Below are 14,841 nucleotides of genomic sequence, written 5' to 3'. Positions count from 1 at the left end.
ATCAATATAAGCCTTCAACTAGTTCACTGACTCGCTGGGCTTTCGCCTTCAAATCAGCTTCTGCTTTAGTTCTTTGGCTGGCCCCATTCCTGCATAAATCAGCCTGAACCTTATTCAAGCTGTTCGATAAGTTGCTGAGCTGTGTTCTGGCAAAGTCAGCAGCATAGACATGATCAGTATGGCCTAATCGTGGATCATTCAGTTTCTCTTCTAGCCTTGATACTTCACCCTGAGCGGCTTTGACAATATCCGCTAATTTCTTTTTCGCGATGGGTGCTGTGGTTTCAATCAGCTTCTTGATTTCTCTGATTTCCTCTATCTTGGATTTCCAACAGCACTGGGGTAATAGCTCATGCACATGCTCTAGATAAACTTGCTCATCGCCTTGGACGTAGGCATAACACTGAACCAGTTGCAGCAGTTTCACTCGTCGGCGGGCACTAATCACAAAGCCATCCCGGATCAAGTTGTGAATCATCTCAGTGAATGCATCCACCATTCCACTGGTGATTTTCACCCGTTGGGCTTCAGCACACATCTGATCGAGTTCAGCCAATGTAATCAACCCTTGGCTCACCTGGGGACGATTACCGTTGATTGTCCAGCTCAATAGCTTTTTAGTAGAGCTGGGGGTCTTCAGATCAAAGATCCAGGGTCGATAAATGAATCTATCGGCAAAGGCTTCCAAATCACTCCCAGAATCAATCGAGTTCGTTGCACCGACTATCGAGCGGAGGGGGCTTTTCTGCTTATCTGGGTTGTCGTAGGTGCGCTCGTTCATCAATTCCAGCAAGCTATTGAGCAGTACCCCATTGCCTCTAAAGACTTCATCCAGAAAGGCCAAGTGAGCCTCTTGAAGCCTGCCGTTGGTGTTGCGCTTCATGATGTCTTGTTCCAAGGCTTTAAGACTGATTTGCCCTAGGACTTCATCGGGGGACATGGCCTTGTGAAGCAAGCGCTGGAAGAAGTTCGCATCTGCGATCGCAGAGCATATCTCTCTCAAAATCAAACTTTTCCCAGTTCCCGGAGGCCCATACAGCAAGGCGTTTTGGTTTGCCAGTAATGTAGCCAGCAAGCCATCAATCACAGACTTGCGTTCCAGGTGAGCGGCGTTGAGTTCTTTTCGTAGCGTCTGAAGCTTGAGTTGAAGAGGTTTCATCAGCTTATATTTTTGATTTCTCTACAGAATCTAGATAGCCTAGGTAATATAAATTCCTTACAGTTATTGAAAGTATTTCCAGCTTTAGAAGCCTGCTACGGGGTCCACTCCCCCTTGAGCTGCTGCCTGTTCGTTGGCATATTTGGCTGACTCTTGGGCTTTCTTGGTGAGGCGTTTGAGGTTCGTCACTCGGCGGGTAAGCGTGGTTTCGATATTGGCGAGTTGCCCTGCCTCTAGTTCGGCCAATGTTTCGGCATCGGGCGTCTCGATCAGCTTCTCCAGTCTGCTTACCAAAGCTTTGTAATCATTGGCAAACTGAAGGGATTTCTGAAGTTTCTCAGCCCCTTCACCACTCGCTGACTTGGATTGCTTGGCAAGGAATGCAGAGAATTTATCATAGGCATCCTTGGTCTGCTCTGGGGTGGGAGTGCCCTGCATCACTTCATGCAGCTTCCGGGCCTCGGCCAAGTGCTTTGATATCTCTGGGTTGTGCTTCTCTAGTAGCTCCAGTCGGGAAAAGGTAGAGTTAATCGCAGACTGGTCCTTGGTTGTGAGCTTCCCATCAGGGCTAGCACCGAAGCGGTCGATCAGGTCAGCTAGCAGTTCCCAGCCCTCATCCAGGCAAGCCACACGAGACTGTTGCACTGCTTGAGCAATGCCATTGAGCATAAGCTGACTGGTTTTGATCCGCTCTTGAATCTCCTGAGCTTCTTTCTTTTGCTTAGCTGTCAGCCGTTTCTTTTTGGCTAACTCAGCTTGCAAATCAGCATCGGCCTTGAGCTTATTTTTCAGGGAGGTGAGCTGGACCGGGCCATCGATAATCACCTGGAGGCTACCTGAAAAATCGTCAATACTGGGGAATTCTCCAGCATAGTAAATCAGGGCTTTTTCAATCTGCTTCTTTTTTCCGGGTATTGTTTCATTGAGTTTCTGCTCCAGCTCCACTAAGAAGGTTTCGAGCTGATCTGTGTAGGTATCCACTAAGCCTTGGCGTAAGGATGCCGCTTCATTCTTGATTTCCTGCGCAAAGTCAACGGCGTCATTGATGATGCTGCCATCTATAAATCGGAAGGGCTTCACGTAGATGGTGAATTTCTTATTGAACTTTTTCTGTAGGCCAGAGAGCTGATTTCGAGCCTTTGTGAATGCCTCTGAGAAGGCTTTGCGGTAGCCTCCCGCTAGTTCATCAACGACATGAGGATCTAAGCCCAAATCTTCGGCATCTAGACGGGCTGAGAGTCTTAAGCCTGAATCAATTTCGATTGAGAGTCGATACAGGTCACGGTCTGCCAGGGTATCCCAGATATCTTCAACTGAGAGTTGCGGAGCGGTATCAATTTTGGCCTTAGCCGATGAGTCGCCTTTGGGGTCTGAGGTCTTGGCTGAGACTAATTTACTGATTAATTTAGTCATGAGAAAAACTCACTTTCTCTATGGATTGTATATTGCCTAGTAAAGATTTCGGACAAAGGAGGGCTTGCTATAATTCACCTGGCTTTGAAACCTTAAAACTCTGGGTGCGATGGATTTACGCGATTTTCAGGATAAGAGTTTGGCTGATCTGGAAGAAATATTTTTGGAACCTACTGAAACTGGATCTGATGCTCTGTTGTCTTCTGGGTTGGCATTAAAGGTCATTCAAGACAACAAGTTGTATTTACCAGACTCCAAGGGATTCAAGGTCTATGTGGAAGAGAATCTTGGAGTTACTTACATCCATGCTTTTCGCTGTATTCAAGCTGCTGAACTCGTATTGTTCTTGCAGGAGCATTTTAGTGTGCTGCCTCAGTCTGAGAGTGCGGCTCGGCCATTGGTGAAGCTATCGAGGGCAAATCAGCTTAAGGCTTGGGGGGAAGTGTTGAGGATTACTGCCGGGGATAAGTGGGCACCGGGGAAAGACAGGATAAAGAAGACTATTGCTTTACTAGGGTTAGATAAGGCTTAGCCTCAGACTCAGACTTAGCCTTAGCAACTATTTCAGCATTTGGGAAGTTCTTGAGTACAGGGCTTCTATCCTTACCCTGACAAATCCAACCTAGTAATAAATCATGCTCATGTCGTGGATGATTCTGACCAGGATCGACCATTACAGGAATAGGATTGCGGTAGTAGCGGATGATAATCTCTTCAGATTCCATTGATCATGATTGCCCTCCATCTTTGCTCAGCAAGTAGTCAACAGCCCGCTTCAGCTGCAAAGTCTGCTCTGCCAATTGACCATGTAAAGTCTGCATGGCTAGCTGACCTTCAATCACTTTCTGCATGAGTTCAGAATTTTCCCCGATAGCTTTAGTATTAGCCTGTGTTGCTTCTAGCAAGCTTTGGGTAGAGGCAGCGAGGGCATCAAGCCGATCATCGGTCCATCGTTGGGGGTTGCTGTTGGTCATTTATCTCACCACTTGGTAATAGTTGCTTTTATTGATTATTCAGCAGCATCAAGAACTTTCATTCCCTTTCTGTTTCTGATTAGACTCAACTGCCTGTTTCATAAAAAACTGAATTTGAGAAGAAACAGATCTTACTTGCGAGTCACAGTATTCTTTGAACTCTTCAAGTAAATCTTCCGGGACAGTGATGTTAATTCGCGTCATTCGTGATTTATTCGTCATAGCAACTATTCCAACACCACACATCTATGATGCATTAGTGCTAGACAACTTGCATCATAGTGTACTTTTTATACACACGCAATAAGTCTATAGTTTTATTTAGTGTGTAATTTTACACACTCAGTGTGATATAGTTATTACATACAAACAAAGGCATCCGGTCGCCTGGTAAGTTCTCGGATGCCCTAGTTAAAACCCAATCAAAGGCAATAACTATGACAACTTTAACCGAAGCACCCACCACCGTCACTGAACTGCTTCAGCTTGTTGACTCTCAAGTCACTGATCCCCTTCATCCTGAAGTGATTGCAGTCGAGATGCAGATTGAAAAATACCCCGGTGTACGTGAGGGTGGCGATTTATTTGAAGTCTATGCACCCGTCAAGTCTAAGCCAGGTCTGATCCAGCCTCGCCTAGAGAGCTGGGTCAAGACTTTCTTTGGTGATGACCACTGGCTAGCTGATTGGCGCACCATCCCCACCACTCGCCAGATTGAAGCCGAAAACGAAGAATTCTAGAAGTATCCTGGGGCACCTTTGCCCCTCCCACACCACACATACCCACTCGCTACACAGGGGCTAAATACCATGATCACAGCTTCAGAGCTTCAGGCTGAACTTGCTCATTGTCATTGCAGTGAATCTCACTATCAGCATTGGCTGGGCATCCGATACACAGAAGGCGTCAAAACACTCGCAGAGAAAGGGGAATGTTTCTGGCTCCTCGACGAGATCGCAAGTTATCAACGGGTGCGACTCATCAAGTGCAATCCCAACCTCCAAGAATTCCAGCTTTGGTTGCTGACCGTAAACGACGACCATAGCGCTGTCTTAGCCTGCTACGAAGACAGCCCCAGTACTTGCAGCCCTGTCATTACCCAAGATATTCCTTTCACTGATTTCGTCCTGCCAGAAATCAAGCTGTATGCGGAATACGGCGTTGTGCTGCTGCCGTCTGAGCATTAATCTCCCTGGCCTGGGTGAGCCACTAATCATCCAAGCAGTTCAGATTCCATAGAGATTTTGAAAACTTAGGGGGCAACGATGAACGGTTACACCCTCATTTGGTTTTTGCTCTGGCAATCCATCTACTTCGCCATGTTCTTGTCCTTCTTCATTCCATTCGCTACGGGGAAAAACCAATGAAACCCAAAACAAGATACAAGCTCATTCCACAAGTTCAGTTCACCACAACGATTGAACTCCATGACCAGCAGACGGCAATTCTCAACCGCCTGGTGCTAGGTAGCAAAGATTTGACCGATGACCAAGCTTTGGATCTTTGGTTGTCACTTAACCCCTATGTCCACACCTTCCAACATTCCACCCCCAGAGATATCTTTTTTTCTTTGAGATATACAGCCCTAGCCGCTCTACCAACCCAGCCCGAACCCAAGCCCTCTTACCCCGTGGAGCTGCTGAACTCCGTGCGCTCAGATGTTGAAGCTGATGATCAGGACTTCATTTGCTGCTGAGGATCAATCTGCCTACGTTTCTTATAACCACTCAAACCTCATTCACTTTTTGGAGAAAATCATGACCGCCACTCTAGACAACAACGCCACTCGCAACGCTCTAACCAAGGCCATCAAAGAGCATATCGATCCTGCTAAGCCTGAGAAGGTCAACATCAAAAAATACATCGTCAAACAGTACAAACCTGATGACCCCACAGGACAAGACAAGCTGGCTAAGTTTGCCTGGGAATTACACCATGGCAATCGCAATCTGCGAAACCGGGATCATGTCCTTGAACTCTTCGGATTGCTAACCCTGGAAGCGACGGGACTAGAACAGCGAAAAACCAATAAGGCCAAATGCTCTCCCCTAAAAGAGGCTGTATTCAAAGTGCTTAAGCAGGTAGCAGGCCAAGACATTTTGATGATCGTTGCCCTAAACGAACTGATGGATCAACTCACGGTCACTCGCATCAATAGCTGGGAGACCTTCTTTAAGCAACTTGCCATTAAGCGAACTGAACTGGAATCTCTGGCCGATACCGTGTATGAACTCTCGGGGGTTTCTCCTGGGGCGGTTGAAGACCTCGACGCTGTGATTGTGCCCCTCTACAACGAAGCAAAAGGCCAAGACATCAAAGCCATTAACTGGGAACGTCGCTCTTGGTGGGACTGGGCACACAACCATTTGCTTGAGCAGGTTAGCAAAGCAGCTTAACCCTCTCCCCCTGTCTGTACCTGGGTCAGCCCTGTGGCGATATCCCCCCAACCATCAGGGCTGGCCTTTCCTCATCCCTATTTCTTCTTGGAGAAATCCCATGCAAGCTCATCACCTTAACTTGGCAGAATTTCTGCTCAACCCGCCTACGGTTAACTTGGCCTATTCTCCTGTAGCAGTCATGACGGTAGCGACGGCTAAGAACCTGATGCAATCCCAGGAATTATTACTCAGTGGTGCCCAGAAACTGTTTAATCCAGCGGTCTGGCCCCAGCTAGAACCAGAGATTGAGCGGATTCCTTTTGACCGACAGAAAGCCCAGTGCTTCCGTGATTGTGTCGCCTATCTAATGGCCGAGGCGACGACGCTGAGGTCGGAGCGGCGACATATCGATGCCCTCAAACATATGGAAGCGGCGTTGATGCTGGAGGCACTGACCCATGGCGGTTATGACGAGGTGCCATTCGTTTCAGAACAGTAAAAGGCATCGCCAAGCTCGGGACAAGTCAAACGATGCCTTTTATTGAACGAACCATTCAACGAGGTTATTCAAAATGAATCATACAACTCTTCCCCAACAAGTTATTGATGGCATTGATCTACCTTCCTATGAACTCCACACTAGACCCACTGCTGATAATGACCGCAAGCTCAATGTTTTCTATGGCAGTCGGTTGATCGGGTATGTCTACATCAATTTTGTCGAGCGTCAATCCAATTACGTCGGCACCACTCTCAGACATCAGTTCTTCGGCCCCTACTCTCGCAGGATGGAAGCCGCTGAGGCTGTCTTAGAAGCATTCAATGCAGGACTCACGGATGAGCAACGTTTGAGGGTCGCTCTTGCTCATGAGATGGCCGAGAACATGACCGTTATTGCTTGCTAATCCCCAACCGCTACAGATTTGGAGGAATCGCCATGAATATCACTATCACTCAATCAACTCGTACAAACCAATCCCAGCCCGGTTTCAGGATTGCCCAGTCCCCCCTAGTCAGCCCCTTTCATCCCTTCCACCCAGAAAAGGATGCCGAACCTTGTTACAACGCCTATCGGGAATGGCTTCATGAAGTGGTGCTGTGCGAGAAAGAGCCTGTGAGAGCTGCAAAGCGCATTGCTAAACAGTGTGGTGTGTTGATTAGCACTCGATACAAAGGTTTTAGTCGAGATGAAATCTTGGCCTGTCTCGAAGAGTTGGGCAGTAAGACAGACCTCACCATCTTCGTCACCTCAGACCATGATCCAGGGCGTTGCATTAAGTCCTATCTCGAATGGAAGTATCCAGCCCCAGAGCAGCAAACATTGGAGGTTCTGTAATGCCGATGATTCGGGCACGATACCCCGATAACTGGGACGAGATTGCGTTGCAAGTCAAAGAAGACGCCAACTGGCGTTGTACTGAGTGCGGCAAACCCTGTCGAAAACCGGGGGTTGAGTGGTTACACTTCGCTTTCTGGCTGATGATTACCCACCCTGAATGGTTCCCGATCACTTCAGAGGGGGAGGAACAGAAGCCTCAGCGATTCACTCTCACAGTGGCGCACCTTGACCAAGATCCCCAGAACAATCACCCAGACAATCTCAAGGCCCTCTGTGCGCCCTGCCATTTGAAATTTGATGCGCCGTTCCGAAAAGCCAATGCTTACACCAAGCAGGAATGGTTTGGGCAGATGAAGTTGGAGGATTTGACCAATGGATAGAGCAATGTGGAACTTCATTCAAAGAGGCCGAGGTGTCTTGCAACTAAAGCCATTGGGGTGCCTGAGTAATCACAGCCCGTCCTTTTGCTCTGGATGTGAACCTGGGCAGTACTACGAGTGTCAGTGCTGTGGCTATCTTCAGCCCTGGTGTAAAGGTGCTGATGATGACTACCCTGAAATTTGCGATCACTGCTGGAGTCTCGCTGAACAAATGCACAGAGTTATCAAAATCCCTATGGAACCTGAAAAATGAACACAAACACAAACACAAACAAAGTAACCCCATCAACACAGCCCAAAGCTGTATTGCAACCCTTATCACAGCAATATCAATTCCAATCCCAAGATCCTAGCCATGAAAGGGCACTGGGATTTGGTGATAGTCCATCGGCTTTGGCTATATTCTGTAATCGTTCCAAAACAAGCACTTGGTATATCCTCGATAAAGACTCTGAACCTGTTGAGCTACAGCAACCTGCTTTGACAGGTTACCTGATCAGTATCGAGTTCGTTCCCAAGGAATACAGAGGAAAGACTTCATATAAGCTGCGGTTCAAGATGTTGGCCCATCGTCCCTGTACTTTGGAGGCGGGCTATGATTCGACTTTTGCGAAGGGGTTCCTGATTGCGATCTCAAGTATGACTCCAGACCAACTCAAACAGCGGATCACCATTGAGGCTGTTCCCGCTGATGATGACAAAGTTCTTTTTTGTGCAGTCTGGTTGGGGAATCAGAGAATTTTTCAGCGGTGGGATGATCGGACGGATTGGAGGCTGATCGCACGAAAGGCCATGGATAATGTGGCAGAGCTTCAGCGACAGGAAAATTAACTTCAGTTTCTACCGGGAATCTGTTAATCATCTTAAAAATGACTAATCATGACTAAGAAAATCCGAAAATTAAACCTAACAGTCAAAGAGGCTCAAACGAATCATAGGGTAAGGAATATATTTGGCAATATTTGTATGATTTTCGTGGGTCTAATTACCTTTGGATGAACTGCTTTGGTCCTATCAAGTTCAAGTAGTTCGAAAGCCGATGATAGTAACTGCCCATTACTGTTTACTAGCCCAAGGTCTATGCAGCCAGGGACACCTGAATATTGGTTTGGCCCACTATCACCATTATGTAAATGAATAAACCTGGAAAGATTAAAGTTAGTCATAAACCGCTGACACCATCTCAAGAAAGACTATGCATAAGATTTATTGATACTTTCGGTGTAAGCCTTTTCGAGATTATCGACGCAACATTCTTTAGTTTAAGGTTTAATCCCTTTGATTTTGCCAGTGTATCTTTTAAGGATAATGGGAATAGCTTTACTCTATCTTATGGAATTGATGAACTTAATTATGGGTTTATGTTGTGCTGTAACAATGAAGATAGAGCATTTTTCCCTATCAGCAATATTTTCTTTTTCTAACAGCAGAATAAATACAATCTTGATGATTTTATAAAAGCATTAAATGAACTATCCGAAAAATCATGAGAAGCCATTTCCTTGAACCCAACCCCGCTCAGTGCAAAAGCTGCATCTTCCGATCTCCAGAGGATGGAGGCTTAGTCCTTGGCGATGATCGAACGACAGAAATCACTGAGTATCTGTGTAGCGGAAAACAGCATATCTGCCACACCAACCCGGAACTAGCTTGTCGAGGCGGACGGGATATCCAACTGCGCGTCTTTGCGGCACTAGGGATGATCGATCAGCCGACAGATGAAGCTTTGTGGTTAGCGAATCAGGAATTTCTGAGATCGTAAGCTCCAACTGACTAACCTTAGCTTTCTTGATATGACAATTGACGAACTACGCCAACTATTAAACCCATTAGATGCCTCTCCTACTGAGTGTGATGGTATGACCCGTCTATGTCATACTCAACTCTTTCGGCACAACATTCCCCACCAAGTTTATCGAGGGTCTTGCCGGGTGGATACTCAGTTGATTCCCTTGCACTTTTGGATCGACTTAATGGAAGGTCTGGAGGGATGGCGCGTAGATTATCGGCTAGGAATGTGGATTAGAGACAACAAACTGGATGTTCCTCATGGTGTATTCAATCTCGCCTCGTTCTCTCAGATCCACTATCAAGGAGAGGCGATAGAGATGCCACCCTTGCCTGAGTCGCTTTTTCAGGTTCTGATGCTGGCTCCTAATTCTCCTTGAATAGTTTCAATCAAAACCCCAAAGCCAACTGCACTTGCGTAACTTCCTTAGCATCTTGCGGTAGCGGTTCTGGTCTAGTATTTTTCGCGGGGCAATATTTCTGATACCCGCAGCGATCGCAATGCTGTCCCGCCACGGGTTTCCATTCCTGATCACATCTGAGCTTCATCGCCATATCTTCAATCAGAGATTGGGCTTGCTGGTGATGGTCAGGTGTGACCTCATAGATCAGTTTCTCATTAGAACGCAAGTAGATTAGACTCAGACGTTTGAGCGCTTTCTTGTAGATCTGTTCCAGTATCAGATAATAAAAACCCAATTGGATATCCACGGATGGAGGAGGATTGACGGATTTACTGGTCTTGTAATCAATCAATTCCAGACCATCATCAATATAATCCAAGCGGTCATACCGACCAGACAGGGTAAATTCGATGTTGCGGACTTGGAGGGTTGCCCTGACTTTTGTCTCTATCCCCAGCGGTTTACGGATTTGAGGAAGTGGGGCAATGTACCGCTCGTAGTAAAGCTGCAATGCTGCCCACCCCTCATGGATCTGCGTCGGAGTCAATTCACTGGTATGGTGCTGCCAACAAACAGCAAACCAGTCCAGGGAAGGAAGAGGGTAAGCGTAGTTCCAATCCTTGTAGACATTGGCTAACGCTGCATGGAGAGCATTGCCAAGCTTGGTGGAGCCGAATATGGTTGGTGAAGGTAATTTATGCTCATACCTAAATTGATAGGATTTTGGGCACTGTCCGTAGGTTTTGAGCTTGGTGGCTGACAGGGAATAGGACATGGGCGTGTGTTAGCGCATAAGTCCATAGTAGATCAGATGTATTAAACCTTAACCCTCGGTCCAATATTATCGCCGATTCCTGCGATAATCCCACGGCATAACCGGATCACTCTGGCTCCAGAAATTGAGCTTTCGTGATCGCGCATCATTCTCTGCGTCAACATACTGATTTGCTGTATCGGAACAACCATCAAGGTAGCGGTGATACACTACCGCATATCCTTCCCTCACTAGCTGTAACCCCACTGATTTCTCCTCCGAGTAAATCTCTGCCACTGTGCGGTCATACTGGTCAGTGGTGATTTTCCGAAGCTTGATAGTTGCTCCGGTTGGAATCAATGCCTTGAGTCGTAGGCCTGCTTCTAAGCCATATTCTTGTGAATACTCAGGAGCGTCAATGCAGCCAATACGGACTTTACTCGATTTACCGTTTTGAAATTGCACCTTTAAAGTATCCCCGTCGCTCGTGCTGAGAACTTTGACAGGAGCGGTGTTCGCTGAAGTAATTTCATGGGTCGTGTTGCTGGGGGGAGGGCTGCATCCCAACACTGCTATGGGAAAAAGAATACAGAGTAGCTGTCTTGGGGTTGCCATTGTCTTACAGACCTTGATCTCGTTCCAGGTCACGTAAGGCTTTGTCCATACACCAGGCTCTCGATTTGGTTGGATTATCCAGAAGTACGCTGACGATCAGACGCTCTGTAGCTTCATGGCCAATCCTCTGAATCAGCTTTGCTTCGCTTGAAGAGTAGTTCTGCCATTGCTCCCTTCGCACACCCTGATTTCCTTTACTGTAGTCAATGACCTTGCCGAGGTTGCCTCGGCTTTGCCTCCGTTTACTCCAGTAAACGATGAATACAATCACGCAAATTAACAGAATAATCCAGTTCATTAGCTACTGTTTAGAATAGTCAAAGGTAAAAGCTGGGGTTAGTTATTTGTCTCAGTTGATCGAATCATCAATCCAACCACATTCCCTGCAATCGTAGTGGATGGGTCTGCTATCCCCAAACCTTGCACCGCACTTTGGACAGATACCTGAGAAGTACGGGTGCGACACTAGTACCTCTAGCCGCTCCGATGAGGTGAGATAACCCGCCCAATCTATTATTAACTGATCACCCTCATAGAATGCCCCCAGCGGTTGCCAGTCCTCAATCACTTCTGTAAAGTCTGGGCAAGGAGTTTGATTGGGGCCACTTGGATGGATGGCGCAGACTAAATACTGGGAGCCAAGGTATCCGCTAAAGCGATCGCATTGTTGGCAACGATTAGACATGGAAACCTAATTATCTACCGTCAAATCCTCGACGGGTGCCCCAGGCGCATTGGTCTTTACAGATGAGATACCATTTTCCATTGCTGAAGTGGAAGAGTACATCTCACTGTTACCAATAATCTGTCCATTGGTGGCTTTGAGGACAAAATAGGGTTCTTGCCTCTTGGATTCCCGCCGATCATACAGATTGTCATGAGGGGCATTTGTCTGGACTGAGTTGATGCCCTTGAGGGCCGCCGCTTTAGTGGTATACATCTCACTTGTGAGAATGACTTGGCCGTTGCCTGCTTTCAAATTGAAATGAAATTGGTTGTTAGCCGCCACCTTCAGCTCAAACTTTTTTCCCATAATCTCTATCCTCTCCCTAACTTAGTCAAATCAACTGGAGTTTGCTGAGTTGCGCTAAGCTAATCCACAAAATTGAAATAATCCAGTTATGGCTGAGCAATCCTCACTCTTCAATGACCTAGAACTCCGAGATATCCGGTTTTCTAGTTCCAGCCCCCCCATTCTACAAATGAGTGATACAGCCCTCAAAGAATGGAAAGCTCGGATCTTCAGATACCAAACTCAAGTCAATGAATCTGCCCCAACTCAGCAAGGGTCACTTTTTGATTTAGCCCAACCCTCAACAGATCCAGCCAGCATCGATCCCTTTAGCCTCAAGCAACAAAACACCGAATTTTGGCGAGACACCTTTGATGAAGGCATTGCAGCCCTATACTTTGTCATTGATCAAGAATTGCCATTGCTGTTATACGTAGGTGAAACCTCAAAATCCAACCAGCGATGGAAAGGCGTTCATGATTGTAAAGACTACCTGCATAATTACGTGGCAGCCCACCGAATCCACAAATTACCCGTGCGAGTCACCATTAGTTTTTGGAGAGAAGCACCTGCAGACTATCATCCCCGGCAACAGCTAGAGCAAGCCCTCATCCAAAAATGGAAACCCCCTTTCAACAGAGAATCACGGAAGCATTGGGGGGCACCCTTCAGAGATGCAAAGCCAGACTAATCTTCTTTTCGTTCTCAACCCCTAATCGTGTACTGAAGCTCCTATCCCTCAGCCAAGATGCCTCGACAATTCTTCTCTAAACCCGTTATTGAAGAAGCAGAGACAATTTCCCTACCCACCTCCATCAATCAACGACCCCAAGTCCCAGGGATCACCATTGATGGAGCCCACTCCCGAGACCTGGATGATGCCATCTGGATTGAAGAGAAAGATCATCTCACAACCCTTTCCGTTCATATTGCTGATGTTGCCGAACTCGTGCAACCCGGAAGCCTCGTCGATCAAGAAGCAAAGTCGCGCATCCAAACCTTATATTTTCGTCATAACAACACTCCAATGCTGCCCCGGTGTTTGTCTGAAGATAAGCTCAGTCTCCTAGAACATCAACTTAGACCCACGATTACCCTAGAGATCACCCTGAATCAATCCGCTGAGATTCAGCATGTTGACGTTTATGAATCCCGGTTGAGTAGCCATAAACGCTTCACTTATGAACAAGCGGATGAAGCCCTCATGGATATCAGCCGACCGGACTCCAACTTTATCTATCGGTGTTGGCAATGGGCAGAACAGCTCTATCAAAGACGAATCCAATCCGAGAATTTTGATGGACTCACTCTACCTGAAGGGTATTACCTGGATGAAAACGGGAATCTCCTCTCCACGGACTTCACACGCTATCAGAGCTATCTGATTATTCAAGAGTTTATGATTCTGGCAAATACAGCCATGGCTCAATGGTTAGCCCAGAACAACATCCCCGCCATTTATCGCAATCACACCCATCGAGCCATTGGCCCTGAACAAACCCATCAGTTTGCAGCTCTCGTCAATGCTCAATCTGAAGAGGATATTCGTCGCGTCCTGATGAGTTGGCTAAATCCGGCTGAGTATGGCCCTGAACCCCATGGGCATTTTGCCCTAAATCTATCTGCCTATTGCCACTTCACTTCCCCGATTCGTCGATATCCAGACTTAATCAACCATCGCATGGTCAAAGCTCACCTGAAGGGGCAATCCTATCCCTATTCCATAGAAGACATACAAGCGCTTTCCCAACATGTTGAAGCAACGATTCAAGCCCAGGAGGAGGCCCATAAAACCTTTTACAAAGCCCAGCAGCGACAACTCTACGAAGCTCAGCTGCAATCCCCGGAAATAATTGCCCAGCTGCCCCCACGAGAGTTCTCCCTCCTGCTCAGATTTGCCCTAGAAGATCAACAAGGAGAAAACCTTAAAGCTGAGACTGAAACTCGATTACAGTCCGGCAATGTCACCGTGGAAGATTTATTTGTCTTGCTTTTGTTAGGGGATGAGCTGCAGTTACAAGAGCAGGTCTTGGAGTACCTGGAAGACCATCTCTATGATGCTGCCAGCATTGTCAGTATTGCCCTCAATCAAACAGAAGCTTGGCACAGTTCTGCTTATGTTGAAGTCAGCCACGAACCGCCTTTCGTAACATGGATAGAGATTCTCATTGGCGAACAGCTATGGACAACGGCTAAACCGGGGATCTCTATGAATAAAACGGGTGCAAAACATCAGGCTTGTTTAGCTTGGCTTAAGGCTAAGTTTGAAAGTTCTTTAGTTCCTCCAGAGCATAGAGAAGCACCTCCGATTCCTCAACCGTCTGCACCTAAGCCTCCACCCGTGATCCATAAATTGAGGCAGTACCAGGAAGGGCACAATTGTCTGAGTCTGCTCATGGAGATATGCCAAGGCTTTCAGTGGCCACAGGCAGAGTTTGAGATTGTGGAGCATGAACAAGGCTATCACTGTGAATGTCGGCTCAAGGTTGATAACGAAGTTATTACTGGTAGTGGTATTGCCTCTAGTAAAAAGACGGCAAAGCACAGAGCTGCAAGGCCAGTAGTAGAGCAACTTCAGGTGACCCTGATCCAAGATGAATCCTTGGTTGCAGCTTGCTGATCAAT

Annotated in this window: 24 protein-coding genes; 15 read left to right on the top strand and 9 right to left on the bottom strand. The window is 47.0% G+C overall.

Annotated features, from left to right (window positions below):
* Position 1 precedes the first annotated feature (1 nt).
* Both AM1_RS35155 and AM1_RS35150 read right to left on the bottom strand, forming a co-directional pair.
* Positions 2-1,159 (bottom strand): AAA family ATPase, encoded by a 1,158-nt coding sequence (locus AM1_RS35155; RefSeq protein ID WP_012167931.1) that lies wholly within the window; start codon positions 1,157-1,159, stop codon positions 2-4.
* Between the two features lie 84 nt (positions 1,160-1,243).
* Positions 1,244-2,572: a hypothetical protein gene (locus tag AM1_RS35150; protein WP_012167932.1), complete on the bottom strand. Its 1,329-nt coding sequence runs from the start codon at positions 2,570-2,572 to the stop codon at positions 1,244-1,246.
* Between the two features lie 109 nt (positions 2,573-2,681).
* On the opposite strand from AM1_RS35150, the gene AM1_RS35145 reads away from it, so the two are divergent.
* Complete coding sequence (locus AM1_RS35145; protein WP_012167934.1) at positions 2,682-3,104, top strand: hypothetical protein; 423 nt, start codon at positions 2,682-2,684, stop codon at positions 3,102-3,104.
* A 196-nt stretch (positions 3,105-3,300) separates the two neighbouring features.
* Here the strand turns inward: AM1_RS35145 and AM1_RS35140 are convergent, their stop codons facing one another.
* Both AM1_RS35140 and AM1_RS35135 read right to left on the bottom strand, forming a co-directional pair.
* Positions 3,301-3,546 (bottom strand): hypothetical protein, encoded by a 246-nt coding sequence (locus AM1_RS35140; protein ID WP_012167935.1) that lies wholly within the window; start codon positions 3,544-3,546, stop codon positions 3,301-3,303.
* Between the two features lie 48 nt (positions 3,547-3,594).
* A complete protein-coding gene (locus AM1_RS35135; RefSeq protein WP_012167936.1) occupies positions 3,595-3,750 on the bottom strand; it encodes a ribbon-helix-helix domain-containing protein in 156 nt (51 codons plus the stop codon).
* 233 nt (positions 3,751-3,983) lie between these two features.
* Here AM1_RS35135 and AM1_RS35130 point away from each other — a divergent pair, with 233 nt between their 5' ends.
* The 12 genes from AM1_RS35130 (at position 3,984) to AM1_RS35070 (ending at position 9,811) form a co-directional block, all read left to right on the top strand.
* On the top strand, positions 3,984-4,286 hold the full coding sequence (locus AM1_RS35130; protein ID WP_012167937.1) for a hypothetical protein: 303 nt from the start codon (positions 3,984-3,986) through the stop codon (positions 4,284-4,286).
* Between the two features lie 69 nt (positions 4,287-4,355).
* Entirely contained in the window at positions 4,356-4,733 is a 378-nt protein-coding gene (locus tag AM1_RS35125; RefSeq protein WP_012167938.1) for a DUF6876 family protein, read from the top strand.
* A gap of 176 nt (positions 4,734-4,909) precedes the next feature.
* Entirely contained in the window at positions 4,910-5,242 is a 333-nt protein-coding gene (locus AM1_RS35120; RefSeq protein WP_012167940.1) for a hypothetical protein, read from the top strand.
* Positions 5,243-5,303: 61 nt separating this feature from the next.
* Positions 5,304-5,942 carry a hypothetical protein gene (locus AM1_RS35115; protein ID WP_041661438.1) on the top strand — a complete coding sequence of 213 codons (639 nt, stop codon included), beginning with the start codon at positions 5,304-5,306 and terminating at the stop codon, positions 5,940-5,942.
* 100 nt (positions 5,943-6,042) lie between these two features.
* Positions 6,043-6,423, top strand: coding sequence for a hypothetical protein (locus AM1_RS35110; protein WP_012167942.1), 381 nt, complete (start codon positions 6,043-6,045; stop codon positions 6,421-6,423).
* Between the two features lie 73 nt (positions 6,424-6,496).
* On the top strand, positions 6,497-6,829 hold the full coding sequence (locus AM1_RS35105) for a hypothetical protein (RefSeq protein ID WP_012167943.1): 333 nt from the start codon (positions 6,497-6,499) through the stop codon (positions 6,827-6,829).
* Positions 6,830-6,861: 32 nt separating this feature from the next.
* Entirely contained in the window at positions 6,862-7,260 is a 399-nt protein-coding gene (locus AM1_RS35100) for a hypothetical protein (protein ID WP_012167944.1), read from the top strand.
* A complete protein-coding gene (locus AM1_RS35095; protein WP_012167945.1) occupies positions 7,260-7,643 on the top strand; it encodes a hypothetical protein in 384 nt (127 codons plus the stop codon). The genes AM1_RS35100 and AM1_RS35095 overlap by 1 nt, the downstream gene beginning before the upstream one ends.
* A 249-nt stretch (positions 7,644-7,892) precedes the next feature.
* Positions 7,893-8,474 (top strand): hypothetical protein, encoded by a 582-nt coding sequence (locus AM1_RS35085; protein WP_012167947.1) that lies wholly within the window; start codon positions 7,893-7,895, stop codon positions 8,472-8,474.
* Between the two features lie 302 nt (positions 8,475-8,776).
* Complete coding sequence (locus tag AM1_RS35080; RefSeq protein WP_041661229.1) at positions 8,777-9,067, top strand: hypothetical protein; 291 nt, start codon at positions 8,777-8,779, stop codon at positions 9,065-9,067.
* Between the two features lie 62 nt (positions 9,068-9,129).
* Positions 9,130-9,405 carry a hypothetical protein gene (locus tag AM1_RS35075; protein ID WP_012167076.1) on the top strand — a complete coding sequence of 92 codons (276 nt, stop codon included), beginning with the start codon at positions 9,130-9,132 and terminating at the stop codon, positions 9,403-9,405.
* A gap of 31 nt (positions 9,406-9,436) precedes the next feature.
* Positions 9,437-9,811 (top strand): hypothetical protein, encoded by a 375-nt coding sequence (locus AM1_RS35070; RefSeq protein ID WP_012167949.1) that lies wholly within the window; start codon positions 9,437-9,439, stop codon positions 9,809-9,811.
* Positions 9,812-9,821: 10 nt separating this feature from the next.
* Here AM1_RS35070 and AM1_RS35065 read toward each other — a convergent pair whose 3' ends face one another.
* The 5 genes from AM1_RS35065 to AM1_RS35050 form a co-directional block, all read right to left on the bottom strand.
* Positions 9,822-10,610, bottom strand: coding sequence for a RecB family exonuclease (locus AM1_RS35065; protein ID WP_012167950.1), 789 nt, complete (start codon positions 10,608-10,610; stop codon positions 9,822-9,824).
* A 66-nt stretch (positions 10,611-10,676) separates the two neighbouring features.
* Complete coding sequence (locus AM1_RS35060; RefSeq protein ID WP_071820033.1) at positions 10,677-11,204, bottom strand: thermonuclease family protein; 528 nt, start codon at positions 11,202-11,204, stop codon at positions 10,677-10,679.
* Positions 11,205-11,208: 4 nt separating this feature from the next.
* Positions 11,209-11,502, bottom strand: a complete 294-nt coding sequence (locus AM1_RS35055) for a hypothetical protein (protein WP_012167952.1) — start codon at positions 11,500-11,502, stop codon at positions 11,209-11,211.
* Between the two features lie 51 nt (positions 11,503-11,553).
* A complete protein-coding gene (locus tag AM1_RS39385) occupies positions 11,554-11,889 on the bottom strand; it encodes a hypothetical protein (protein ID WP_012167953.1) in 336 nt (111 codons plus the stop codon).
* A gap of 6 nt (positions 11,890-11,895) precedes the next feature.
* Positions 11,896-12,237, bottom strand: coding sequence for a YegP family protein (locus AM1_RS35050; protein WP_012167954.1), 342 nt, complete (start codon positions 12,235-12,237; stop codon positions 11,896-11,898).
* Positions 12,238-12,325: 88 nt separating this feature from the next.
* On the opposite strand from AM1_RS35050, the gene AM1_RS35045 reads away from it, so the two are divergent.
* Together AM1_RS35045 and AM1_RS35040 are read left to right on the top strand one after the other, a co-directional pair.
* Positions 12,326-12,907 (top strand): GIY-YIG nuclease family protein, encoded by a 582-nt coding sequence (locus AM1_RS35045; protein WP_012167955.1) that lies wholly within the window; start codon positions 12,326-12,328, stop codon positions 12,905-12,907.
* Between the two features lie 57 nt (positions 12,908-12,964).
* Positions 12,965-14,836 (top strand): RNB domain-containing ribonuclease, encoded by a 1,872-nt coding sequence (locus tag AM1_RS35040; RefSeq protein ID WP_012167956.1) that lies wholly within the window; start codon positions 12,965-12,967, stop codon positions 14,834-14,836.
* Positions 14,837-14,841 lie beyond the last annotated feature (5 nt).

The organism is Acaryochloris marina MBIC11017, from assembly GCF_000018105.1.
Classification (GTDB): Bacteria; Cyanobacteriota; Cyanobacteriia; order Thermosynechococcales; family Thermosynechococcaceae; genus Acaryochloris; species Acaryochloris marina.
Note: the sequence above shows the minus strand (reverse complement) of the source record. Positions and strands in the feature narration are given on the sequence as shown.